This is a genomic window from Ralstonia sp. RL (genome assembly GCF_001683835.1).
In the GTDB taxonomy this organism is placed as follows: domain Bacteria; phylum Pseudomonadota; class Gammaproteobacteria; order Burkholderiales; family Burkholderiaceae; genus Ralstonia; species Ralstonia mannitolilytica.
Genome location: NZ_LWRX01000169.1, coordinates 26,979 through 51,524, shown reverse-complemented (window position 1 = coordinate 51,524; position 24,546 = coordinate 26,979). Strand labels below are relative to the sequence as shown.

The following is a 24,546-nucleotide window of genomic DNA, read 5'->3' as shown; positions in this document are numbered from 1 at the left end:
CGAGACCAAACATGCAACGCAATCTGATCCGTTCCACCTTCCTGGCCGCGCTGATGTCGATGGCCGCCATCGCGCACGCATCTGGCGCTCACGTCGGCGGGCATGACCATGGCGATGCCGCCATCGGTGAACCCGGCGACGCCGCCCGCATCACGCGCACGGTGCGCGTCGACATGACCGACACCATGCGCTTCACGCCCGCGCAGATCAGCGTTCAGCCCGGCGAGACCATCCGCTTCGAAGTCGTCAACAGCGGCCAGGTACGGCACGAGATGACGCTGGGCACGCCGGCCGACCTCGTCGCCCACGCCGAGCAGATGCGCCGGCACCCCGAGATGGAGCATGCCGACGCCAACGCCGTCACCGTAGACCCAGGCCAGCGCGGCGAAATCGTGTGGCACTTCACGCGCCCCGGCTCGGTCGAGTTTGGCTGTCTGCAGCCCGGCCATTTCGAGGCCGGTATGCGCGGCGCCGTGCACGTGCGCGGCCGCCAGTCCTGATCTCTCCAACCCCTTCATTCGACAAAGAGGCCGACATGATTCGTTATGCCCTGATGCTGGCCGCGCTGCTCCTCGGCGCGCCGTTCGTTCACGCAGCCGATGATGCCGCTTCCGCTTCCGCGCCCGCGGCCACGACGGCCGTACCCATGTCCGAAGGCGAAATCAGGAAGGTCGATGCTGCTGCCGGCAAGCTGACCATCCAGCATGGCCCGCTCGTGAACCTCGGCATGGAGCCCATGACGATGGTCTTCCGCGTGCAGGACCCGGCCATGCTGTCCAAGGTGCGGCCGGGCAGCAAGGTCCGCTTTGTCGCCGAGAAGATCAACGGCGTGCTGACGGTGACAGCACTGGAAGTGGACTGAAGCTGGTTTGATCCTGCGCAGGCCGCGCGCGGTCTGGTACCGCGGCCGGCCTGCAAGCGACGGGGTGGCGCGCTACACTCACCATCTTTCGCCGCATATCGATTGCCGTATTCGTACGTTCGTTTCGCCATGACCGCGCCCGCTTCCACGACTTCCCATCCACAACCGCTCTCCGACGAGCAGCAAGCCTTCTTCCAGAAACACGGCTACGTCGTGCTGCGCGGTCTTGCGAGCCAGCAGGAATGCGCGGCCTTGCTCGCGGCGGCCCAGGAGGCGCTGGCCAACGCGGTGCCCCCGTTGGAGCTGGAAACCGATGTCGGCTATGCCGGCGCGCCCGCTTCGCGCGAAGCCGAAGGCGGCCAGACCGTGCGCCGCCTGCTCGATGCCGATTCACGGGGCACGCCCTACACCGAGTGGGCCCGCGACCGGCGCGTGGCCGGCGCGATTGCGCAGCTGATCGGAAGCCCCGTGCATCTTTCGCTCGCGCATCACAACTGCGTGATGACCAAGCATCCGGCATTCGGCACGGCCACGCACTGGCATCGTGACAGCCGCTACTGGTCGTTTGCACGCAACGAGCTGGTGTCGTCGTGGCTGGCGCTGGTGGAAGAAACGGTCGACAACGGCTGCCTCTGGGTGATCCCGGGCAGCCACACGCTGAACCTGCCCGCCGAACGTTTCGACGAAAAACTGTTCCTGCGCCAGGACTTGCCGGAGAATCGGGAGCTCATCGACACCGCCCGCCCGGTGCCCCTTCTGCCGGGAGACGTGCTGCTCTTTCATTGCAACACCTTCCACGCTGCACGCGCGAACCAGACGGGGCAGGTCAAGTTCTCGGCGGTGTTCACGTATTACGGGCCCGGCAACCACCCGCTGCCCGGTACGCGCTCGTCTGCGCGGCCTGATCCGCTGGTCGGCTGAGCGGCCTACGCTCGATGCATCACCCGGCCTCACCCATTTGTAGGTGGGCGGCGGACAGATTTATGTCACATGCCTTTGCTATGGTGAATGCTCAACAATCATGAGCGGGGGAAACACCATGCCGATTCAGGAAGTGACACACGGAGCGCATGTCATCTTCATCGATCCGCTGCAGCGCGATGACCGTCGTTGGACGGCGCGTTTTCAGGTCTGCCGGGCCGGCCATGTCGTGTGTGACTGGGAAGATGTCGAGATGCCCGAGGGCTTCATCTCGCCCCAGCTCGCATTGAGCGCGAGTGTGCTGCTGGCAGAACACCGCCTGTCCAGCTTGCCGCACTAGCGCCAGGAACCGCAAACGCCCGCCACCCCGGCGGGTGTTTTCTTTGTACGGGGTGCGATCTCCGGTAGCGCCTGCCGCGTGCACCCGGCGGATCGTTTGCGAGGTGCGCCCGGCACCTTCCTCGTTGGCGCGCCGCGTGGCGCGCTGCCGTCACAGCGGATGCGTCATCAGGCCATGGATGGTGCGCACACCGCTTACGTAGTTGCCCATGCGCAGGTTTTCATTCGCGGCGTGCTGATTGTTGTCCGCGTTCACCAGCGGAACGATCGCGAAGGGCACCTGCAGCACGCGCACGATTTCTGCGGTGGGCACCGTCCCGCCCATCATGCGGATGCGCACCGGCGCGGGCTTGGCGCCAAACGTGTCCGCCAGCGACTGATAGGCCCACTTTCCCACGGCGGAATCGATTCGCGAGCCGGCGGCGTCCGCGCCTTCGCTCTGGTACCAGAAGCTTGCGAGCTTGTCATAGCGGCTGCGTTCCTCGTCCGTCGGCGCATTCTTCACAAGGTGATAGCCCTGGCGGACGATGTGCTGCTCGATCAGCTTGCCGAGGTAGTCTGCGGTGGAGTCGGGTGTGGTCCGCAGGTCGAGTTCGGCGACGGCCTTGTCGGGCACGATGTTGGCCACCTTGTCGCCCACCGCCGCGGCGCCCATGCCGCGCACGTTCAATGAGGGGTACTGCATCGCCTCCTGGTAGTTGGCGCCGACCTTGTCGGCGTGCGCAATGCCCAGGCGCTTGTTGAGCGCGGCTTCGTCATCCGGCACGGCCGCCATGATCTGGCGGTCGGCCTCGCTGATCTTCACGTGGTCGTAGTAGCCCGGGATGGTGACGCGGCCATCGTCGCTCTTCATCGATGCCAGCAGCGTTGCCAGGCGCTGCGCCGGGTTGGGCGCGTAGTTGCCGTAGTGCCCGCTGTGCAGCGGCACCTTGCCGCCGTAGACGGTGAGCCGCGCTTCGGCCGCACCGCGGTTGCCGAAGATCAGCGTCGGGAGGTTGGTCGCGTGCATCGGGCCATCGTGGATGACGATGGCGTCGCAGCGCAGCAGGTCACGGTTGGCCTGCATGATCTTGCTGATCGACGGCGAGCCTTTCTCTTCCTCGCTGTCGAGGATGACCTTGACGTTCACCGCCGGCTGCGCGCCCTGGGCCTTCAGCGCATCGATGGCGGCCAGCATCATCATGATCGGGCCCTTGTCGTCGGCGGATGCCCGGCCGAACACGCGCCACTCGGGGTCGAGCGGCCCGTTGAACAGTTGCGCCGGGTCGATCTCTTCCCAGCCGCCCTGCGCCGTCTTGCGCTTGAGTACGGGCGTCCACGGGCTCTTCTGCGCCCACTGCGCGGGAATCACCGGCTGCCCGTCGAGGTGCATGTAGAACAGCACGGTCTTGCGCGCGGGGTCCGCATTCGGCAGCTCGGCGAAGAGCATCGGCTTGCCGTCGTTTGCGAGCTGCCGTGTCGTGAAGCCGCGCTTGCGGAACGCCTGCTCGAGCCAGTCGACGTTCTTGCGGATGTCCTCCGGCGCGATGGCGTCGTTGGGCAGGGAGAGCACCTCGAAGTATTCACGGTAGGTGCCCTGCGCATAGCGTTCGGCGTCCGCGGTGGACAGGTCGGCCGCGCTGGCCGCACCGGCGGCGCCCAGCAGGAGCGCGGCAAGCCACGTGCGGCGCTGCGGGTTCTTGCGTGACAGCGTTTGCGAGGCGGCGTGCGGTGCCGGCATGTTCGTAGGGGCGGGGGTGGGTCAGCGAAACGCTGGCTCGTCGAAGCTGCGCAGCTTGCGCGAGTGCAGCGCTTCGACGCCGGTGGCGCGCAGCAGGCGCACGGCTTCCATGCCGATGTCCAGATGCTGGCTCACGCGCTGGCGGTAGAACAGGTTGGCCATGCCGCGCAGTTTCAGCTCGCCATGAAGCGGCTTGTCCGATACACAGAGCAGGGTGCCGTAGGGCACGCGCAGGCGGAAGCCGTTGGCGGCAATCGTGGCGCTTTCCATGTCGATGGCGATCGCGCGCGACTGGTTGAAGCGCGTGTACAGCGCCTGGTACTTCAGCTCCCAGTTGCGGTCGTCGGTGGACACGACCGTACCGGTGCGCATGCGCGATTTCATGTCGGCGCCCGAGAGCCCAGTGATGCGCGCCACCGCCTCTTGCAGCGCCACCTGGATCTCTGCGATGGGCGGCACGGGCACCCACGGCGGCAGATCCTGGTCGAGCACGTGGTCGTCGCGCACATACGCGTGGGCGAGCACGTAATCGCCGAGCTGCTGCGAGCGGCGCAGCCCGCCGCAGTGGCCGATCATCATCCAGCAGTGCGGACGCAGCACGGCCAGGTGGTCGGTGATGGTCTTGGCGTTGGACGGGCCCACGCCGATGTTCACCAGCGTCACGCCCAGCTTGTCTTCGCGCACGAGGTGGTAGGCCGGCATCTGCGGCAGGCCCTTGATGCGGTGCGCGTCATCGGGCGCGGGCATGCCGAGGTCGTGCTCGGTGTCGCCGGGTTCGACAAAGCGGATGTAGCCCTCGTCGTTGCCGTCTTCCATGAGCTTGCGGCCCAGCGCGGCAAATTCATCGACGTAGCGCTGGTAGTTCGTGAACAGCACGAAGCGCTGGAAGTGTTTGGGGTGCGTGGCGGTGTAGTGGTACAGGCGCTGCAGCGCCAGGTCGACGCGCTCGGCGGTGAACATCGACAGCGGCTGCGGCTCGTCGCCCATCGGCCGGTAGGTGCCGTTGGCGATGGAGTCATCGATCATCGACAGATCGGGCAGCGTGAACGCGCTGCCGAGCGCGCGCGCCTGTTCGGGCGTGATGTCGACGGTGGAGGCCTCCACCACGAAGGGCAGCGGAATCGGCCGGTTGCTCACGCCCACGACCACCGGGCTGTTGTGGTAGTGCAGCAGGCGCTCGATCTGCACGCGGTAGTAATCGCGGAAGAGATCCGGCCGCGTGAGCGTCGTGCCATAGACGCCCGGATATGCCACCGTGCCCCACGCCGGGCGCGCATCGCTCACCAGCGTTTTCGGGTCGACGGTGATGCCCAGGTACGGGTAGCACGCGGCAGCGGCCTCGCTGCAGTCTTCGCCTCGCGCAAATGCGTGGAAGCGATCGCGGACGGCCTGCGCCGAGCGTTCGTAGATGGCGGTGATGCGCTCGACGGCGGTGTTGGCATCGGTGCAGATGGCCAGGTCTTGCGCGGGATAGAGGTGAGTGGCGCGGGTATCGGTCATGTTTCGATGATACCGGCGTTTTGTGAACCTGAGATAGCGGCGTTGCCTAGGTGACGGCGTCGGATGCCGGACGCGCGCGCCAGCGCAAAAAGCGCTGCCAGGTCGACATGGGGGAGCGGTGCGCGACGGCCTTGCCCGTGTCCGCGCGCAGCCCATTGGGCAGCGCCTCGATGCCGCTGCACAGCAGGAAGTACAGCACCGCCACCGCGCCGAACACCTCGGCCGGATAGGCTACCGTGCGGCTGTTGACCTGGCTCGCGGCGGTGGACAGCTCGACCACACCCACGATGTAGGCCAGCGACGTGTCCTTGACCGTCGACACCCACTGGTTGGCGAGCGACGGCAGCATGATGCGCCACGCCTGCGGCAGCACGATCGTGAGCAGCGCCTGCGTCGGTCGCATGCCCAGCGCCAGCGCCGCGTTGCGCTGTCCCGTGCCGACGGCGTGCAGCCCGGCTGCCATGCTTTGTGCAATGTAGGCCGCGCCCACGGCGGCGAGTGCGGTGACCACCGTGGCGGTCTCAGGCACCGCCACACCCAGCGCCATCGGGATCAGGAAGTACGCCCAGAACATCAGCATGAGCACCGGAACGGCGCGCAGCGTTGCCAGCAGACCGCGCAGCAGGCGCGCCAGCCAGGCGAGGCCGGGGGCGGCATCGAGCCGGTCCAGCAGCAGCGCGGCGCCCACGCCTGCCGCCGTGGCGGCCAGGCAGGCCCACAAGGCCATCCAGAGGGTGAGTGCGGCGCCCGCGAGTGTCCCGTTCGGGTACGGGCCCACCAGCAGGTAGCGCAGGTGCAGCAGCACGGCGTCGATCGTCATGCGGGGGCGCCGGCCGGCGTTGCCGAGGCACGCGCCCATCCGAGTCGGTGCAGCAGCATCGGCGCCGCCCATTGCAGCAGCAGGATCGCGGCGGCATACAGCACCGTCGCCACGGCAAAGGCCTGGAACGCGAGCAGCGTGTCGGTTTCCACCTGCCGCGCGCTGTACGAAAGCTCCGCCAGTCCGATGCCCATGGCCAGCGACGTGTTCTTGATGGTGTTGGCGCACTGCCCGAGCAGCGGCAGGGCCGACACGCGCAACGCCTGCGGCAGCACCACGCGCAGGAAGGCGGCGCGCGGCGTAAAGCCGAGCGACAGGGCGGCCTCCCGCTGCCCCTGCGGCACGGCGCGCAGGCCGGCGCGCAACTCCTCCGAGAAGAATGCGCCCGCATACAGCGCAATGCCGAACGCCGCCGCCAGGAATTCAAACGATGGCGCAGGCAGCCGCCAATTGCCCAGCGCGATCCCGTTCCAGCCCGTGATGGCGCCGATCACGTGCTCGCCGAGCAGCTGCGCGGCTCCGAAATACCAGAAGAACAACTGCACCAGCAGCGGCGTCTTGCGCACGAAGGCCACCAGCGCGCGTGCCGGCAGATGCAGCCACGGCAGGGTGCTGGCCCGCAGCCCCGTCAGCAGCAGGCCGATGATCAATCCCCCCGCGATGGCGGCCGCCGACACCAGCAGCGTCATGCCAAAGCCCTCCAGCATCCAGCCGAGATAACGCGGCGGCAGGGGCTGGAGGAAGGCTGGCAGGCTCAAGCTCACTTCGTACTGCCGATGACGAAGTCGCGCGCAAGCGGTGCCGCGCTCTTCGGGCCGAACCAGCGGTCGTAGATGCGGGCGGCGGTGCCGTCCTTCTCGAGGCCGAGCAGGATCTGGTCGATGGTGGCGGTCAGCCGCGCTTCGCCTTTGGGAATGCCGATGCCCATGTACTCGCGTGTCAGCACGAACGGCGAGATCTCGAGTTCGTTGCGGTTGGGCAGCGTCGCGAGCAGCGCGCCGAGCTTCGCACCGTCCTGCGCAAACGCCTGGATGGCGCCGCTGCGCAGCGCGGTGAGCGCGAGCGGCGAATCGTCATACGCGATCACGCGGGCGTTCGGATAGCCGTCGCGCAGCGTGGTCTCCTGCGTGGTGCCCTTGTCGACGCCCAGGCGGATGCCGTCTTTCTTCAGGTCCTCCGGTTGCTTGAGGAAACCCTTCCTCGCGATGAACTGCAGGCCGCTGGCGAAGTACGGCGTGCTGAAATCGATCTGCTTCTTGCGCTCGTCCGTAATGGTGAAGTTGGCCGCCACGATGTCGACCTTGCCCGAGGTGAGCAGCGGTACGCGGTTGGCCGGGTTGGTGGCGCGCAGTTCCAGCTTCACGCCCAGCTTCCTGGCGATCTCCTGCGCGTAATCGACATCGAGGCCGACGGGCTGGCCAGTCCTGGCGTCGGCATAGCCGAAGGGCGGGTTGGCATCGAACACGCCCACGCGCAGCACGCCCGCGCGTCGGATGTCGTCCAGCCGGTCGGCGCGGGCGGCCGGCGCGTGCAGTACCGCGACCGCCAGCGCCGCCCCGATCACCATGCCCACCGCCTGCCGGGATGCGCGCGTCAGTCCCCGCAACAACAGCCGCCCTGAAAAGCCTGCCTGCATGACAACTCCCCTGAAGATTTTGAGGGGTCCAAGCGTAGGGCCGACGCCCGGCCGTGCAAACGAATTCGTTGGCAGATCGATATGCGCGGTGAACCACGGCGGCGTCTGGGGATGCGGCTGGCCCTTCAGTTTTTACATTTGCCGCCGATAATGCTTGACAGGGCATCTGGCGATGCTGTTTCGCCATCGATTCCCTGGGAAAAGAACAACACCGAACGGGGAGTGCAACGTGGATCGACCGGCTGGCCGGGCCTACCGCCGGTATCGCCGTGGGCGCGGGGAGTGCGGATCATGCTGATCGCCGCACTGGCTTGTGCTGCCCTCGTCTCGATCGCGCTGATCGGCCTGTCATGGTCACGCCGCGACGACGCCGAGGTTGCCTCGTTCATGCTGCTCGTCCTCGGCACCGCGCTATGGAGCGGCGCACGGCTCATGGAAGTCGTCACGTTGGACATGCCCGCGCGCGTGGGCTGGGCCAAGGTGGCCTACCTCGGCATCATGATCGTGCCGGCGGCGTGGCTGCGCATGGTGATCGGGCTGACGCGGCCAGAACTGAACGCCTTGCCGCTCGTGCGCGCGGGCTCGGTGCTGGCGCTGCTGGTAGGCGCCGGCTTCATGGGGCTGGTGGCGACCAATGAGCTGCACCACCTCGTGTGGCTCGATGCGCGGTTCGTCGTCATGGGCGGTGTGCAGCGCGCCGTGTTCGACCATGGGCCGATGTTCTGGATCGCCACGGCGTACAACTATGCGCTGCTCGCGGCCAGCCTCGTGCTGCTGACGCTTCCTGCCGGCGCCACCGCGACGGTGCTGCATGGGGCATCCGGCACGCGTGTGCGCCTTGCGCTCGTGATCGGGCAGTTGCTGCCGCTCGTTGCGCATCTGGCCTACCTGCAGCGCTGGACGGTTGCCCTGGGCGGCGACCTCACGCCCGCCACCTTTGCCGCCAGCGCGGCGCTCGTGGGCGGCCTGGTGCTGCTGCCGCGCCTGCGAGATACCGCTGCCTATGCGCGCGGCAAGATCCTCGACGCCATGCGCGATGGCTGTCTCGTCCTCGCGCCAGACGGCACGATCGCCAGCATGAACGCCGCCGCACGGCACCTGTTGCCCACGGCGCGGCTATACGCGATGCCGCCGGCGGAGCTGGAGACCCCCGCGCTGCTGCGTGAGTTCGATCGCACGCGCGTGCCCAACCGTCACCAGGTCTGGCTGCCGGACGCGGGCCGCACGCTGGAGATCACCCTGGATGGCCTGAGCGACGCGCGGGGCAGGCGCGTCGGCGTTTTCCTGCTGCTGCGCGACGTGACGGCCGAACAACTGCAGCGTGCCGGCATGGCCAGCGCGCAGGACGCTCTGCGCGGCGAACTGCAGCGCACGCAGGCCAAGCTGAGCGTGCTCGAGAACGACGTCAACCGCGATGCGCTGACGCATCTGCACAACCGCCGCTTCTTCGAGACGCAGGCCCCGCGCCTGCTCGAACATGCGCGCCGCGATCGCCGCTCGGTCACGCTGGCGCTCTTCGACATCGACTGCTTCAAGCAATACAACGACACCTACGGCCACCTGCAGGGCGACGAGTGCCTGCGCATGGTGGCCGACGTGCTTGGCAAGGCGTGCCGCCACCCCGACGATTTCATCGCGCGCGTGGGCGGCGAGGAGTTTGTCGCCATGCTCTTCGACCTGACGCGGGACGAGGCGCGCCAGGCGGTGGCCCGCGCCGTCGCAAAGGTCGCGGAGCAGGCGCAGCCGCATGCCGCATCGCCGGTTGCGCCGTACGTGACGCTGTCAGCCGGCGCGGTGACGCTCACGCCCGACGCCGAGCGCCTCGATGGGCTGTTCGAGCGGGCAGACGCGGCGCTGTACGCAGCCAAGCGCGGCGGGCGGAATGCGTTCCGGCTCGATGTGGCAGGGGTGGGGCTGCGCAGCGTGGCAGGGGGGGAATGACGAGGCCGGGAAGGCGATTGCATCGGATCGTGACGGAGTGATGCTGGCATCGGAAGAATGGATGCATGTGAGGGATTGACTTCACATGCGCGGCTGCCGCCAGCAGCTTTCCGTTCATGGAGTACACAAATGCCAGCAGGCAATCCGATTGAGTCGGTGATTTCCCAGTACATGCGCGCGGGCACGCAATCTGCCGCATTCTCGGCCGACCTGACGTTTCACCACACGTTCGATGTGTATTTGAAGGATTCCAACGCCTTCGCAAACACGTACTTTGCCCGGTATTTCGAGTGGCAGGGCGTGGCGCGCGAACGATGGTTTTACGAGTGTGTCGATGCAAACCTCGTGGGAGGGAACGTCATCTTCATTACCAAGCGAGCGCACCAGGAGTTCGTTGAAGAGACATTCCCGTTCCAGCGCATCGATTGCTACCTGAATACGTTCCAGGTCCGGCCGTGCTCGGCCTATCTGCTTTTCCGGTTCGAGTCGGCAGGGCAACTGGTGTCGCTGGGTTATCAGCAGATTGTGATTGCAGGTGCGGATCGCACGATTCAGCGGCTGCCAACACACATCATGGAGCGCGCCAAGGAGTATGAACTGAGGCCGCGCACGCCCGTTGTCGCGTAAATTGCGCTAATGCACTGACGGTTGGGGAAACCGCATGGAGAACAGCGTGTATTCCCCAACCACGGACTCACATTCAATATGGCCGCCAAATGCATGCATGACGCGGCGGCAGAAGGTCAGCCCCACACCTGCGCCCTTGCCGTGATGCTTGGTGGAGAAGAACGGATCGAAGATGCGGCGCAACACCCTTGGTGGAATTCCGGTTGCGTCGTCCCGGACCTCCAGCACGTAAGCGTCCCCATCGTCCCGCGCGGAGATGACGATCTGGCCCTTGCGTGCGAGCTGGATGGCGTGCAGCGCGTTCTTGATCAGGTTGAACAGCACGTACATGAGCAGCGTTTCCGAGCCGATGAATCGCCAGTTCGGATCAAACTCGCTGACTTTGATCCGCTCCCGTTCACCGGGGCGAAACGGGTACTGTTCCAGTGCCATGGTGACGCACTCCCGCAGCGAGTGAGCGCTGAAGGTACGCCGGTCCAGACGCTCCAGCGTGACGGAAGCCAATGCCATCTCGATGACGCTGTGGGCGCTCGACACCTCCGCGCTGATGGCCTGTGCCAGCTTGGAAACACGTTCCAGTACCGCCGGAGACAGCGGCTCGCGGTCGCTGCACAGGCCATGGTGCACGGCGAGCTGGTAGCCGTGGAACAGCTCAGGCCACGCGCGGGCGATCTCACTCGCTTGCAAGCGGATTGTCGTCAAAGGCGTGCGCACTTCATGCGCTACCGTGGCCGCCAACGCGTACGGGTGCATCAGATCGAACTTCACCACGCCAACAGCAATGATGCCCAGGCTTGCGGCAATGAACAGTACACCCGGCGGGTAGAACATCAAGCCGTAGTTCACCGCGTAGTCGGCGGCAGAAAGCGTGTAAAGACCGAGGCCCAGCAAACAGACCCACAATCGTTTGCGTTTTTCCGCTGTGGTGTGCTGTTGTGCTGCATACAGCAGCCATGCACTGCGCAGCGCGAGCAGCACGGTCTGGCTGATGTGTACTGCCTCGAGCGGACCGGCCTTGGGGTAGAACCCAAACGGAAAGTGCCATACGCCTGCAATCACCCAATCCGTGGTGAGCAGCAAAACGATCAGCACGCCATCGACCGCATAGGAGGCGACGATCCACCGCTGCTCTTCGGCGCGTTCGGAGATTTCGGCGATGAAATGGTAGAACGCCGTCGGCACGACCAGGATCGCGACCCACCCCAGTTTTGTGAGCAGGGTCGCGACGCTGCTATCGGCAGTCTGAAACAGAAACGCCCACAAGCCTTGCCACAGGCTGGTCAGCACCGCCATGCCGAAAAACGCCAGACTCGCCCGCGTGCGGCCGCGCGTACCGAGCACATAGATGCCGTAGAACAGAAACAGCGACGAGACGAATGCCGGAAGGAGTGCGTACATGGAATCGGAAGCTGGTCGCGGCCAATGGCGGTATTGCCGACGATGCGCGGACGACCTTCAAGGGTAAGGGCAATCTCGCCTGGCCCACACATGTTCCGATTTCACTTCTTTTTCATTCAGGATTAAGCGAAACCTGAAAAAGCGCTTCGCCGCGAGCTTCGCGCGGCACTCCCTCCAAAGAGGGGGGGCAAAAAGGATGAGACGGCTCAGGTGGCCTCGATCATCATTGCGTCAATCGCAAACGAATGATCGGGCGCCACGGCAAAGTAGACACGTGCCTCGTCGGCGGCGTGGTCCAACAGGTGGCGGATGGCGTCGGCGCGCACCTGCGGCGTGCGGATGCGCGCGATCCAGGTGTCGAACGCCATCGTCAGCTTCCAGGTGCGCGGCGTGCCCGGATGGAAGCCGGCTTCGGCCAGCATCGCCTGCCATTCCGAGACGCGGTAGTCCCGTACGTGCGACGCATCGCGCAGCACTTCCGCCGTCTGCAGCAGCGTGTCGAGCAGCGGCACCTCCGGCGCGACGATATCGACGACGACGAGCTTGCCGCCGGGTTTGAGCACGCGCCGCGCCTCGGCCAGCCCGCGGCGCACGTCGTACCAGTGGTGGGCAGAAAAACGCGTGGCGACGATGTCGAAGGCGGCATCGTCGAACGGCAGCGCCTCCGCGCGCGCGGCTTGCGTGTGCAACTGCCGGAGGCCGCGGCGTGCGGCTTCGGCGGCCACCACGGCCAGCATGGCTTCAGACAGGTCGACCGCCACCATCGTGGCCACGTGCGGTGCCATGGCGAAGCTCACATGCCCGCCGCCGCAGCCGAGGTCGAGCACCTTGGCCTGCGGGATGGACTGCGCCAGCGCGGCCAGCGCGTCGAGGTCGGCGCCCTGTGCGTGCACGGCGCTGGTGAAGTAGGCCTGGGCGACCTGGCCGAATTGCCGGTCGACGAGTCGATGCTGCTGCATGGCGGCTCCTTTCTTGAGGTGGGGACGAGGAGCGGCCAGTGTAGGAGCGCGGTCCGCGCGGCGAAATTCGTGGTTGGCGAAGGCCGGTATCGCGGGTTCAGGCGAAGCGGAACAGCTGCGCCGGCGTATCCACCAACACCTGTTGGCGGTCCGCCGCGCTCGGCAGCAACACGCTGGCGAAGGCCCATGCCTTGTCGTAATCGATCTGCGATTCGAATTGCGTGTGCGGCCAGTCGCTGCCCCAGACGAGGCGGTCCAGGCCCAGCGCGTCTTTCAGGCGGGGCATGGCGGCTTGTGCGATGGCCTCGCCGCGCGGGTTGGCGCCGTTCCGGTAGGCGCCGGAAATCTTCACCCAGACGCGGCGCGTGCGGCCGGCGGCGAGCAATGCCGCGAAGCCAGGGTCGTCCACGCCGAGCGCGGGGTCCGGCCGGCCGAAGTGGTCCACCACCACATTGACCTGCGCTTCCAGCAGCGGCTGCAGCAGCGCAGGCAGGCGGCGGGCTTCCACGTGCAGTTCGACGTGCCACCCGAGCGCGTGCAGGCGGCCCAGCGCGGCCTGCCACACGGGCGATTTCAACTGCGGGTCCGGCGCGCCGATGAGGTTCAGCCGGATGCCGACGATGCCCTCGGCGTTCAGCTGCGTGAGGAAGGTGTCAGGCGCGGTCGGGTCGATGACCGCCACGCCGCGCAGCCGCTGCGGGGCCTGCCTGAGGGCGGCCAGCATGTAGCTGTTGTCGGTGCCCAGGAAGCTGGGCTGGATCAGCACACCGTGCGACACGCCGTGCGCATCGAGCTGCGCAAGATACGCCGACAGCGGCGCGTCATACGCAGGTGCATAGCGGCGCGCGTTGGCCAGCGGCAGGCCGCGCTCGAACACGTGCGCGTGTGTGTCGATGGCCGTGATGCGCGTGGTCTCGCGCATGCCGGTGCCTGCGCAGCCCGCAAGGGCAGTGGAACCTAGCATGGCGAGCAACCCGGTGTTGAAGGTGCGGCGCGATGGCATGGAGTCTCCTGGTGTGGTGTTGTGCGGGTCGTCATGGCAAAGCGGAACGGACGGATCAGGCGGTCACGGCGGCCAGGTCGCGGCCGCGTGTTTCGGGCAGCATCAGCACCGCCAGCGCGACGATCGAGTACGCGATGGCTGCGTCGATGCCGATGGCCGTGCCCAGCGACATCGACGCGCTCATCTTGCCCACCAGCACCGGGAACGCGGCCGACACGACGCGGCCGAAGTTGTAGCAGAAGCCCACGCCCGTGCCGCGCACACCGTGCGGATACAGCTCGTTGAACAGCGCGCCCATGCTGGCCGGGATGCCCGCCGCGAAGAAGCCCAGCGGAAAGCCGAGCACCAGCATGGCGCCATCGGAGAGCGGCACGAGCAGGTACACGAGCACCGTGACCACGCAGCAGCACGAGAACAGCAGGATGTTGCCGCGCCGGCCGATGACGTCGAGCAGCCACGCGCTGGCCACGCAGCCGCACCAGAACGCAAAGATGATGACCGCCAGGTAGCCGCCGGTGCCCAGCACCGACAGGTGGCGTTCGGTCTTCAGGTACGTCGGCAGCCACGTCATCAGCGCGTAGTAGCCGCCGTGCGCGCCCACGCCGAGCAGCCCGCCGATGAGCGTCATGCGCAGCACCTGCGGACGGAAGATGTCGAGCAGCGGAAAGCGCGAGACCGGCATGTCCGATGCACTCGCGCTTGGCTTGACGGCCGGCACGGGCTCCTGCACGCCGCGGCGGATGTAGATGATGAGCAGCGCCGGCAGCAGGCCCGCCGCAAACATCACGCGCCACGCAAGGTCGGGTTCCACCAGCGAGTACGTGAGCGCATACAGCAGCACGGCGCCGCCCCAGCCCACGGCCCACGCGCTCTGTACGGTGCCCATGGCCTTGCCGCGATGGCTGGCGCGGATGCTCTCCGCCATCAGCACGGCGCCCGCTGCCCATTCGCCGCCGAAGCCGAAGCCCTGCAGGGCCTTGAGCACCAGGAACTGCTCAAAGTTCTGTGCAAATGCCGAGGCAAACGTGGCAATGGAAAACCACAGCACCGTGATCTGCAGCGTGCGCACGCGCCCAAAGCGGTCGGTCAGCGCGCCGGCAATCCAGCCGCCCAGTGCAGATGCGACGAGCGTGACGCCCGACACCAGCCCGGCCTCCGCCTTGCCGATGTGCCATGCCGCGATGATGGTGGGGATGACGAGGCTGAACATCTGCACGTCCAGCGCATCGAGCGCCCAGCCGCCGAAGCACGCCCAGAAGGTGCGCTTTTCCCCTTTCGAAATTTCTTTGAACCAGCCGAACATGCGGTCTCCTCCGGGCGACGCAAGCGATGTGCTCATCACACATTGCTCTAGTCATCTATATGAATAGATGAATTGTAAGACGCGCGAAGGGCCGACGCAGTCGGTGTTAACCCGTGAAGAGGCGTGGTGCGTCAGGTGTGCAGCAGGGCGACCGGCAACTGCGCCAGCACCTGTCCCAGCGCCAGGCGCGGCGTGCGCAGGATCTGGCCGTCGAACGCGCTATGCAGGGTGGCGTGGGCGAGCGCCGCCGGCAGGCAGACCGTGGTGTCGCGCCAGGCGCCGGAGGGAAAGGCCGGTGTGGCGGCGTGGCCCAGCAGCGCGGACGCGTGCAGGGGCACGATCACGACGATCGCCTGCCCTTCATGCTGCCGCGCGAATGCCAGCACGTGCTCTGCGCCGCTGCCCGTCACGGCCAGCGGCTGGTAGTCGCCCGAGCTGAACACCGCAGGCAGGGCGGCGCGCAGCGCCAGGGCCCGGGCCAGTACGGCCTGCTTGATGCGGCCGTCCGTCCAGTGGCCGAGCAGCGAGGCGAGGCTGTGTCCGGCATGCGCATGCAGCGCCCGCAACGCGCGATGCCGCGCCGCATAATCCACCGGCCGCCGGTTGTCGGGATCGACGAGGCTCGTGTCCCAGAAGTCGGCGCCCTGATACAGGTCGGGCACGCCGGGCGCGGTCGCGCGCAGCAGCGTCTGGGCGAGCCCGTTGACGGCCGCGGCGGGCGCCAGGCTCTCCACGAACGCGGCGAGCGATGGCAGGAACGTGGCCGCGGCCTCGCCCGTGAGCAGCGTGAAGACGAATGCGCGGCTGGCCGCCTCGTACTCGGCATCGGGGGCAAACCAGTCCGTGCGCTGCTTGGCTTCGCGTTGCGCCTTCTCCTGCCAGAGCGCGACGCGCTCGGCCAGGGTGTGGACGGCATCGGCGTCGCGCCAGTCCAATGCCGCGGGCCATACGCCCACCAGCGTCTGGTACAGCATCCATTGCGCGGAGGGCGAAGGCGCCGGGCCGCTGGCCAAGGGCTGCACCCACCGCGCGTGTTCGCTGCGCCACTGGCGCGCCGCGGCGAGCCACTGCGCTGGCCGCTCCGACAGCACGGCCAGCCGTGCCCGCACGTCTTCGCCGCGCTTGTGGTCATGCGTGGCGGTGGTCAGCATCGCACGCGGCCAGGTGTGGGCGCGCACCTGCATGGCGGCGTGGAAGGCAGCCGCGCTCATGGCGAATGCTCCGGGGTCTGCGCCGACCTCGTTGCGGGAAAGCAGCCGCCCGTAGCGGTAGCAGGCCGTGTCCTCCACCGCCTTGGCCGCCACGGGCGATGACAACTGCTGGCACCGCCTCAGTGCCAGCTGCCGCAACCGGTCCGGCCCTGCCGGCTGCGCGCCGAGCCAGGCATCGAGCCAATCGAGCACCGGCTGGTCCACGCGGCGCAGCCGCGCGGCGGCCCCGGCCATGGCGGTGCGCACGATGGCCGTGTCCTGCGCGTCGCGCCCCTGCGCATGCGCATACGTGCGGTACACCGGAAAATGGATGACCAGCTCGGCCAGCGCGCGGCGGATCGCATGCCACGTGATGTCGTGGCTGTCGCGCCGCTGCTGCGCCACGGCGTGCAGCGCGGTGGCTGCGGCATCGAGTTCCGCCGCAAAGTGCTCGTGCAGGATCTGCCGCCGCGCACGCAGCGCCGTGGCCGAGAACGGCGCCTCCGACGGCGGTGCGTCGATCCATTCGAGCCAGCCCAAGGTCAGCGCATGTTCGCCGCGTGCGTCGTGCAGCAGCGCGCCGACCTGGTTCATGAAGTCGTAGCCGCTGGTGCCGTCCACGCCCCAGTCGGTGCGCATGGCTTCGTCGTGCGCCAGGATCTTCTCGACGACGATCCACGGCTGCCCCGTGCGCCGGTCGGCAGGGCGGGCGGCGTGTTCGGCCTCCAGGCGCCGGCGCAGTTGCCGGCAATAGGCGGCCGGGTCGGCCAGCCCGTCCACGTGGTCGATGCGCACGCCGTCGATCCAGCCCTGGCGATAGAGCCGGAACAGCAGCGCATGCGTGGCTTCGAACACCTCCGGGCGCTCCATGCGCAGGCCGGCCAGCGAGCTGATGTCGAAGAAGCGGCGCCAGTTGATCTCGTCGTTGGCGGTGCGCCAGTAGCTCAGGCGCCAGTGCTGGCGCGCCATCAGCGCATCGAGCTGATCGGGCCGTGCGTTGATCGCGCGCACCGCTTCGGCGATGTGCGCGGCGCCGGCTTCGGTGGCGGCAAGGTGGCGCAGCGCTTCGCGGGCCTCTTCGGCGCGCTCGCGGCGCGTGCGCACGGAGCGCGGCGTGCCGACGGCGGCAAAGCGATCCGCCACCGCGTGCATGGCGGTGTCTGCGTTGCCGGTGCGCAGCAGCGCGGCGTAATCATCCAGGGCGATCGGGAACCGGTGGTCGTAATACGCCACCGCCAGCCGCGCGGCGGTGCGGTCGTACTCGAGCGTGAGCCGGCCGCCGGCAAGCGCATCGGCATAGGGCTCGCCGAGGAAGGGCGCGAGCACCTTGTTGCGCAGCGCCGGGTTGGCGGGTTGCCAGTCGATATCGAAGAAGTTGGCGTAGGCGCTGTCGGGCCCCGATTCGAGCACGTCGAGCCACCACGCGTTGTGCGCACCGCCCACGCCCATGTGGTTGGGCACGATGTCGACGATCAGCCCCATGCCGCGCGCATGCAGTGCCTCGACCAGTTGCTCGAGCGCGGCTTCACCGCCGAGTTCAGGGTTCACGCGCGTCGGGTCGGTCACGTCGTAGCCGTGCATCGAGCCCGGCTGCGCGGTGGTGATGGGCGACGTGTACAGATGCGAGATGCCGAGCGCGGCAAAGTCGTCGAGCAGTGCCCGCGCGTCGTCGAACGTGAAGCCCTGGTGCAATTGCAACCGCACGGTGGCGCGGGGGAAGGCTTGCGGTGTCGGCGCTGCGGTGGGCGTGGTCATGGCGTCTCGTTGCGTGCGGTTGCCAGCGCCGACATGCGTGCCTGCACGGCAGGCCCGTCCAGCAGTGCGTCCAGCGGACCGGGCAGGCGGCGGCGCCAGTTGGGATGCGTGTCCACCGTGCTGGGCAGGTTCGGCTGCTCGACGAGGCCGAGCAGGTCTTCCAGCGGAACGAGGGCCAGCGGCGTCGGCGCGGCGCTTGTGAAGATGCCGGCGGCCGTTACGAAGTCCTGCGCCGTGGCCTGGAGGATCGTTTCGGCCTCGGTGTCGTCGTCGGCCGCGCGTGCCTGTTCCAGCGCAGCGAGCAAGGGCGCCACCTCGATCACGGGCGTGCGGTCATCGGCGGAAGCCCCGCGGTTGTATTCCGCAAACGCGGCCACCAGCGCCGCGCGGTCTTCCATGCGGCGCGCCTTCGCCTCGCGCTCGCTCATGCCGATCGGCAGCAGGCCGAGCTTGCCCTGCCAGCGCAGATCGTTGCCGACCCACCAGCCGGCCAGCGGCGGAAGGTCGTGCGTGCTCGTCATCGCCACCGATGCCGGTGCCCAGGTGCCCGGCGCGCGGAAGGGTGCGTCTTCGCGCGTGTAGTCGCGCTCGAACCAGAGGATGCGCATGCCGAGCAGGCCCTCGTCGGCGAGCTGGTCCCTCAGGCCGGCGGGGACGGTGCCCAGGTCTTCGCCGATGACGATGCAGCGGTTGCGCCACGATTCCAGCGCCACGAGCCGCAGCAGGTCTTGCAGCGGATACCGCAGGTAGACGCCGTCGAGCGGGCGTGCGCCGTCCGGAATCACCCACAGCCGCATGAGGCCGAGCACGTGGTCGATGCGCACACCGCCGGGCACGGCCATCACCGCGCGCAGCATGTCGATGAACGCGGCAAAGCCCTGCGAGCGCATCGCGCGCGGGCTGAACGTGGTCAGACCCCAGCCCTGGCCGTGCGCATTGAATACGTCCGGCGGCGCACCAACCGTCACGCCGATCAGCAAGTCCTTCTGGCAGGCCCACGCGTGGCTGCCCGCGCTGTCCGTGCCTACGGCCAGATCGGCGATCAGGCCAATGGCCATGCCGGCCTCTTCGGCGGCACGCTGCGCCGCGGCCAGCTGCCGGGACGCGGCCCACTGCAGGAAGAGATGGAAATCCACCGCTTCCTGGTGCTGGCGCGCAAACGACTCGACGGCCAGGTACGCCGGGTGCTGGAATTGCACGGGCCATTGCTTCCAGTGCGCCGGGCCCAGGTGCGCGTGGAGCGTTTCAAAGTGCGCATGATCGAGCAGGCTGCGGCCGGCCGCGGCGCAGTGCGCGCGGTAGTCCTCCAGCAGGGCCTGTGCGGCATGGTCGCCCGACGCCGGCTGCCGCATGCGCCGATGCAATGCCCGCAGCACCGTCATGCGGGCGTGTCCGCTGGCCGGCCAGTCGATGAGCGGGGTGGCTTCCAGGCGGGCGTAGTCGTCGACGAGGTTGCAGTCGATCACCGTCTGGCGCACGGCTTGCTCGCCAAAGAGTGCGGCAGGGTCGATCATCCACGCGTTCAGGAACAGGCGGCTCGACGGCGAATACGGCGAGTAGCGATGCGGGTCGGCCGTGAACATCGCATGCACCGGGCTGAGCGCCAGCGCATCCGCCCCATGCCGGGCGAGATGGCGCGCCAGCGTGCCGGCAGCGGTGTAGTCGCCCAGGCCTGCGCTGCACGCCGCGTGTTCGCCGCCGCATCGCAGCCCATAGAGCTGGGCGGAGGCGCCCCACAGCCGCCGGTCTGCCGCCCGATCGTGCTGCCCGAGCGCGTCGGCGACGCCGTAGCAGCGTGGCGGCGCAATGGCGAGCGTCGCTTCCATGGCGGCGCCGGCCCCGGTATCGATGCACAGGCGGTGGTACCCCGCCACCTGCACGGGCGCGATCCGCAGCGTGGCGTGCTGCGTGTCGGCGCTCACGCCCAACTTGCCTTCTGTGCGGCCCTCGTGCTCGAAATCGATGCGGTATGTCTGCCCACCGAGTCGTGCCGCGTGGGCGGCTGACGTGGGCACAACGATCGGCTGGCCCACCACGCCGGTGACGAGCGGCGGGATGGCGGACGCGTCCGTCTCGGCGCGCAGGCGCGCGCGGCTCTCTTCCACCTCGGCTGGTGTGCCGGCGGACAGGCCCAGCGCCTGCAGCACGGCGCGCAGCACGTCGTCGGCCACGCGCATCGGGCGGCTGGCCGCGTCTTCCCAGTCGACCATCAGGCCGGCATCGCTGGCCAGCTGCTGCAGCGGCGTGAACGGTGAACGGGGTGCGTGGGGGGTGCGATCCATGGTGCGTTGAACAGGTTCAGCTGTGCGACGGTGCCTGCAGCAGGGCCACGCACGCGCGTTCCGGCATGCGATGGCCGGCGAGGGCGGCGGCCGCGCCTTCGCGCGATTCATGCAGCAGATCGGCCGGGTTGCCCGCCAGCACCGTCGGCACGGCGACGGCCTGGTCGGCCAGGTTCAGCACGATTGTCAGCACGCTGCCGTCGCCCAGGCGCCACCGTGCGATGGCGCCCGCCTTGCCCAGCGGCACCGCATCGAGCGCGCGCGTGCCGGGCAGGCGCGGAATGATCTGCCCGTTGCGCAGCGTCAGCAGCTGGCGCGTACGGTTGAGCCAGCCCAGCGATTCGGGATGGCTCTCATCGGCCTTGCCGGGGCACGACGCAAGATACGTGCGCTCGTCGTTCGGGTCCGGAATGCGCTCGCGCTGCTGCGGGTCGGCAAAGGCGGCGAACTTGGCGAACTCGCGGCGGCGTCCGTCCCGTACCGCTTCGGCCAGGGTGCCGTGGTGGCTGGTGAAGTACAGGAACGGGCACAGGCTGCCCCATTCCTCGCCCATGAACAGCATCGGGATCTGCGGACACAGCAGCAGCAACACCTGCGCCGCATGCAGGGCATCGGCGTTGGCGAGGTGGGTCAGGCGCTCGCCGAAGGCGCGGTTGCCGATCTGGTCGTGGTTCTGCAGGAACAGCACGAAGGCCGTGGGCGGCAGATGGGCGCTGGGCTCGCCGCGCGGCACGTTGTCGTGGATCGGCGACGGCTCGCCCTGGTAGCAGAAGCCTTCCTGCAGCACGCGTGCGAGATGCTGGGCGGGGGCGTCGGCGTAGGCGGCGTAGTACGCTTCGCGCTCGCCGGTGAGCAGCACGTGCAGCACGTTGTGGCCGTCGTCGTTCCACTGCGCTTCGAAATCGCCGTGGCGCTCGGTATCGCGCAGCAGCGAGGCGGCATTGTGCTCGTTCTCGAGCACCAGGTGCACATGGCGGCCGGGCTCCGTCGCCGTCCGGACGCGGCCGGCCAGCTCGCCCAGCCAGTCGCGCTCGGTGATGGCGTGCACCGCATCGAGCCGCAGCCCGTCGAAGCGATACTCCATCAGCCACATCAGCGCGTTCTGGATGAAGAATTCGCGCACCTCGGGCACGCGGAAATCGATGGCCGCGCCCCACGGGGTCTGGACGTCGTCGCGGAAGAAGCGCCGCGCGTAGTGGTGCAGATAGTTGCCGTCGGGCCCGAAGTGGTTGTAGACCACGTCGAGGAAGACCATCATGCCGAGCCCATGCGCGGTATCGATCAGTGCCCTGAGATCGTCCGGCGTGCCGTAGCTGGCCTCCGGCGCGAAGGGCAGCACGCCGTCGTAGCCCCAGTTGCGCGCGCCGGGAAACTCCGCCACCGGCATCAGCTCGATGGCCGTGATGCCCAGTCGCGCAAGTTCCGGCAGCCGCGCACGCACGCCGTTGAAGCCGCCCAGCGCGCCGACGTGCAGTTCATACAGCACCGTTTCATGCCACGGGCGGCCCTGCCAGTCGGGGTGCTGCCAGCGGTAGCCTTGCGGATCGACGACGAGGCTGGGACCGGGCAGATCCTGCCACTGCGCGCGCGAGGCCGGGTCGGGCACCGAGAGCGTCACGCCCTCGCGGTTGGTGACGCGATAGTGGTAGCACGTGCCGGCGCCCACGGGCACCACGGCCGCATACCAGCCGCCGGGTTCGGCCTCCATGGGAAAGGCCACGTTGCCGTCGATGTTCTGGACGTCGATCCACACGTTGGCCGCATCGGGCGCCCAGAGCCGGAAGCGCGTGGTGCCGTCGGGCAGGACGGCGGCGCCGAACGGCATGTCGTGCGCAAACCGCGGGGCAGGTTCGTTCATGGTGCGGCGTCTCCGGTGGGTGCGTTGCCGGCGGTGGGCGTGGTGCGCTCGTCTTCGGCCGGCTGCGCCGGCGCTTCGCTCGGTGCGCTGCTGCCGGCTTCGGGAACATGCCCGACGGTTTCGCCACGGGCGTCGGCTTCGGGGTGGCCGGCAATCTGCGCGATGCTGGCGAGTTGCGTGGCGAGCAGCAGCACCACGCTGCGCCCGGCCACCTGCAGCGTGCTGCCGGCGTGCGGGCGGGCGTCACGCTCCGGCGCCGCGCTGTCGAGGGCCAGCAGCCAGTCCATGGCCGGTTCCGGCAGCGTGAAGGTCAGGTCGGTGGCAGCGCCGTTGATGAGCAGCAGCGCCACGTGCGGGCGTTGTTCCTCGCCTTGGCCGTCGATGGTTTCGATGCAGGCGCGGCGCAGCGTCAGTGCGCGGGCTTCGCTGTCGTTCCAGGCCTCGGGCGAGAGCATCTGGCCGCGTTCGTCGAACCAGGCGATGTCCTGCACGCCGGGCAGGATCTCGGTGTTGCCGTGCACATAGTGGGGCCAGCGCAGGGCGGGGCTGGCCTTGCGCAGCGCGATCAGCCGCGCGGTATAGCGCGCCAGCGCCTGCCCCGCGTCTGTCTGCAGCAATGACCAGTCGAGCCACGACACGGGGTTGTCCTGGCAATACGCGTTGTTGTTGCCCGCCTGCGTGCGGCCGAATTCGTCGCCTGCCAGCAGCATCGGCGTGCCGTTGGAGAAGAACACCGTGGCGAGCATCGCGCGCATGACGCGTTCGCGCGTCTCGACGATGGCGGCGTCCTCGGTAGGGCCTTCGGTGCCCCAGTTGGCGCTGCAGTTGTCGTTGTGGCCGTCGCGGTTGTCTTCGCCGTTGGCCTCGTTGTGCTTTTCGGCATAGGTGACGAGGTCGCGCAGCGTGAAGCCGTCGTGCGAGGCGACGTAGTTGACCGACGCCCACGGCCTGCGGTGCCGCCGGTCGAACAGGTCGCCGCTGCCGGTCAGGCGCGCGGCCAGATCTGGGCGCTGGCCGGAATCGCCGCGCCAGAAACGGCGGATGCCGTCGCGAAAGCGGTCATTCCACTCCGCAAAGCCCGGCGGATGGTTGCCGACCTGGTAGCCGTCGGGGCCCACGTCCCACGGCTCGGCAATGAGCTTGACCGTCGACAGCACCGGGTCCTGGCGGATGGCATCGAAGAAGCCCGCGCCCGGGTCGAACCCGCTGCCCTCGCGCCCGAGCGTGACGCCGAGGTCGAAGCGGAAGCCATCCACGTGGAACGCGTTGACCCAGTAGCGCAGCGAGTCCATCACCATCTGCAGCACGCGCGGGTGCGACAGGTTCAGCGTATTGCCGCAGCCGGTGTCGTTGATGTAGTAGCGCTCCTGGCCGGGCACGAGGCGGTAATAGCTCGCGTTGTCGAGCCCGCGGAACGACAGCGTCGGCCCCAGCTCGTTGCCCTCGCAGGTGTGGTTGTAGACCACGTCGAGAAACACCTCGATACCCGCCGCATGCAGCCGCCGGATCGCCACCTTCAGCTCGTGCAGCGACGGCGTCGACAGGTAGGCCGGCTCGGGCGCGAAGAAGCTCAGCGTGTTGTAGCCCCAGTAGTTGCGCAGCCCGCGCTCCACCAGGAACTGGTCCTGCAGGAACGCATGGATGGGCAGCAGCTCGATGGCCGTCACGCCGAGCTTCTGCAGATGCTCGATGAACACGCTGTCGCCCAGCGCACTGAAGGTGCCGCGCTCGGGCGGCAGCAGGTCGTCGCGCAGCATCGACACCCCGCGCACGTGCGCTTCGTAGATGATCGTGCGCGACCACGGCGTGTTCGGCCGCACGTCGTTGCCCCAGTTGAACGATTCGTCGGTCACCACGGCCTTGGGCATGGCGGGTGCGCTGTCGCGGCGGTCGAAAGAGAGATCGCCGCGGTTGGAGTTCAGCCGATAGCCGAAGAGCGCATCGGACCAGCGCAAGCCGCCCACCAGCCGGCGCGCGTACGGATCGAGCAGCAGCTTGTGCGGATTGAAGCGATGGCCGTGATGCGGCTCCCAGGGGCCATAGGCGCGGTAGCCGTAGACGAGACCGGCCTCCACGCCGGGCAGATAGCCGTGCCAGACCTCGTCCGTGCATTCGGGCAGGGCGAAGCGGGTCAGCTCCTTGCGGCCGGTGGGGTCGAACAGACAGAGTTCGATCTTGCTCGCATTGGCCGAGAAGACAGCGAAGTTGATGCCAAGGCCATCCCAGTGGGCGCCTAAGGGGAAGGGTTTGCCGGGGGCTAGCGTGCTTGGTAGGCGGAGCATTGGTTGAGTGCGTGAGGCGTTGTTTTTTGCCTGGTGGTTTTGTCCCCTTTGGATTGCTCTGGTGGAGTGGAGCTATTTTTTTTGTGGTGCGTCCCTTGGTTCTCGCCTTGCCGGGGCGGGTGCTTGTGGTGCATGCCTCGTATCGTCCCC

Annotated in this window: 19 protein-coding genes; 6 read left to right on the top strand and 13 right to left on the bottom strand. The window is 68.0% G+C overall.

What is annotated here, in order from left to right; all coding sequences use genetic code 11:
* Window positions 1-11 precede the first annotated feature (11 nt).
* From A6M56_RS16470 to A6M56_RS16455, 4 genes are all read left to right on the top strand, one after another.
* The gene (locus tag A6M56_RS16470) at window positions 12-500 is read left to right on the top strand and encodes a cupredoxin domain-containing protein (protein ID WP_102079117.1); all 489 of its coding nucleotides are present in this window, start codon (window positions 12-14) and stop codon (window positions 498-500) included.
* A 35-nt stretch (window positions 501-535) separates the two neighbouring features.
* Entirely contained in the window at window positions 536-862 is a 327-nt protein-coding gene (locus A6M56_RS16465) for a copper-binding protein (RefSeq protein WP_102079116.1), read from the top strand.
* Window positions 863-991: 129 nt separating this feature from the next.
* On the top strand, window positions 992-1,783 hold the full coding sequence (locus A6M56_RS16460) for a phytanoyl-CoA dioxygenase family protein (protein ID WP_045220397.1): 792 nt from the start codon (window positions 992-994) through the stop codon (window positions 1,781-1,783).
* Between the two features lie 118 nt (window positions 1,784-1,901).
* Entirely contained in the window at window positions 1,902-2,123 is a 222-nt protein-coding gene (locus A6M56_RS16455; RefSeq protein WP_045219387.1) for a hypothetical protein, read from the top strand.
* 150 nt (window positions 2,124-2,273) lie between these two features.
* On the opposite strand, the gene A6M56_RS16450 is transcribed toward A6M56_RS16455, so the two are convergent.
* Genes A6M56_RS16450 through A6M56_RS16430 form a run of 5 tightly spaced genes read right to left on the bottom strand, consistent with a single transcriptional unit; the run spans window position 2,274 to window position 7,729 of the window.
* Window positions 2,274-3,842, bottom strand: a complete 1,569-nt coding sequence (locus A6M56_RS16450) for a M20/M25/M40 family metallo-hydrolase (RefSeq protein WP_102079115.1) — start codon at window positions 3,840-3,842, stop codon at window positions 2,274-2,276.
* Window positions 3,843-3,863: 21 nt separating this feature from the next.
* The gene (locus A6M56_RS16445; protein WP_045219389.1) at window positions 3,864-5,342 is read right to left on the bottom strand and encodes an AMP nucleosidase; all 1,479 of its coding nucleotides are present in this window, start codon (window positions 5,340-5,342) and stop codon (window positions 3,864-3,866) included.
* 46 nt (window positions 5,343-5,388) lie between these two features.
* Complete coding sequence (locus tag A6M56_RS16440; RefSeq protein ID WP_102079447.1) at window positions 5,389-6,162, bottom strand: ABC transporter permease subunit; 774 nt, start codon at window positions 6,160-6,162, stop codon at window positions 5,389-5,391.
* The gene (locus A6M56_RS16435; protein ID WP_082076382.1) at window positions 6,159-6,869 is read right to left on the bottom strand and encodes an amino acid ABC transporter permease; all 711 of its coding nucleotides are present in this window, start codon (window positions 6,867-6,869) and stop codon (window positions 6,159-6,161) included. Before A6M56_RS16435 ends, A6M56_RS16440 begins: the two co-directional genes overlap by 4 nt.
* Window positions 6,870-6,922: 53 nt before the next feature.
* Window positions 6,923-7,729: an ABC transporter substrate-binding protein gene (locus tag A6M56_RS16430; protein ID WP_373271729.1), complete on the bottom strand. Its 807-nt coding sequence runs from the start codon at window positions 7,727-7,729 to the stop codon at window positions 6,923-6,925.
* A 360-nt stretch (window positions 7,730-8,089) separates the two neighbouring features.
* On the opposite strand from A6M56_RS16430, the gene A6M56_RS16425 reads away from it, so the two are divergent.
* Both A6M56_RS16425 and A6M56_RS16420 read left to right on the top strand, forming a co-directional pair.
* Window positions 8,090-9,739: a diguanylate cyclase domain-containing protein gene (locus A6M56_RS16425; protein ID WP_102079114.1), complete on the top strand. Its 1,650-nt coding sequence runs from the start codon at window positions 8,090-8,092 to the stop codon at window positions 9,737-9,739.
* 171 nt (window positions 9,740-9,910) lie between these two features.
* Window positions 9,911-10,366 carry an acyl-CoA thioesterase gene (locus A6M56_RS16420; protein ID WP_082062937.1) on the top strand — a complete coding sequence of 152 codons (456 nt, stop codon included), beginning with the start codon at window positions 9,911-9,913 and terminating at the stop codon, window positions 10,364-10,366.
* 6 nt (window positions 10,367-10,372) lie between these two features.
* On the opposite strand, the gene A6M56_RS16415 is transcribed toward A6M56_RS16420, so the two are convergent.
* The 8 genes from A6M56_RS16415 to glgX form a co-directional block, all read right to left on the bottom strand.
* Complete coding sequence (locus A6M56_RS16415; RefSeq protein WP_045219397.1) at window positions 10,373-11,764, bottom strand: sensor histidine kinase; 1,392 nt, start codon at window positions 11,762-11,764, stop codon at window positions 10,373-10,375.
* A 206-nt stretch (window positions 11,765-11,970) separates the two neighbouring features.
* Window positions 11,971-12,723, bottom strand: a complete 753-nt coding sequence (locus A6M56_RS16410) for a class I SAM-dependent methyltransferase (RefSeq protein WP_045219400.1) — start codon at window positions 12,721-12,723, stop codon at window positions 11,971-11,973.
* 97 nt (window positions 12,724-12,820) lie between these two features.
* Window positions 12,821-13,726: an amidohydrolase family protein gene (locus tag A6M56_RS16405; RefSeq protein WP_102079113.1), complete on the bottom strand. Its 906-nt coding sequence runs from the start codon at window positions 13,724-13,726 to the stop codon at window positions 12,821-12,823.
* Between the two features lie 55 nt (window positions 13,727-13,781).
* The gene (locus tag A6M56_RS16400) at window positions 13,782-15,029 is read right to left on the bottom strand and encodes an MFS transporter (RefSeq protein ID WP_045219404.1); all 1,248 of its coding nucleotides are present in this window, start codon (window positions 15,027-15,029) and stop codon (window positions 13,782-13,784) included.
* A 131-nt stretch (window positions 15,030-15,160) separates the two neighbouring features.
* Window positions 15,161-17,974, bottom strand: coding sequence for a malto-oligosyltrehalose synthase (treY, locus tag A6M56_RS16395; RefSeq protein WP_102079112.1), 2,814 nt, complete (start codon window positions 17,972-17,974; stop codon window positions 15,161-15,163).
* Window positions 17,971-20,256, bottom strand: coding sequence for a 4-alpha-glucanotransferase (gene malQ / locus A6M56_RS16390; RefSeq protein ID WP_102079111.1), 2,286 nt, complete (start codon window positions 20,254-20,256; stop codon window positions 17,971-17,973). Before malQ ends, treY begins: the two co-directional genes overlap by 4 nt.
* A gap of 16 nt (window positions 20,257-20,272) precedes the next feature.
* Window positions 20,273-22,114 (bottom strand): malto-oligosyltrehalose trehalohydrolase, encoded by a 1,842-nt coding sequence (gene treZ / locus A6M56_RS16385; RefSeq protein WP_102079110.1) that lies wholly within the window; start codon window positions 22,112-22,114, stop codon window positions 20,273-20,275.
* Complete coding sequence (gene glgX, locus A6M56_RS16380; RefSeq protein WP_102079109.1) at window positions 22,111-24,396, bottom strand: glycogen debranching protein GlgX; 2,286 nt, start codon at window positions 24,394-24,396, stop codon at window positions 22,111-22,113. Before glgX ends, treZ begins: the two co-directional genes overlap by 4 nt.
* Between the last annotated feature and the right edge of the window lie 150 nt (window positions 24,397-24,546).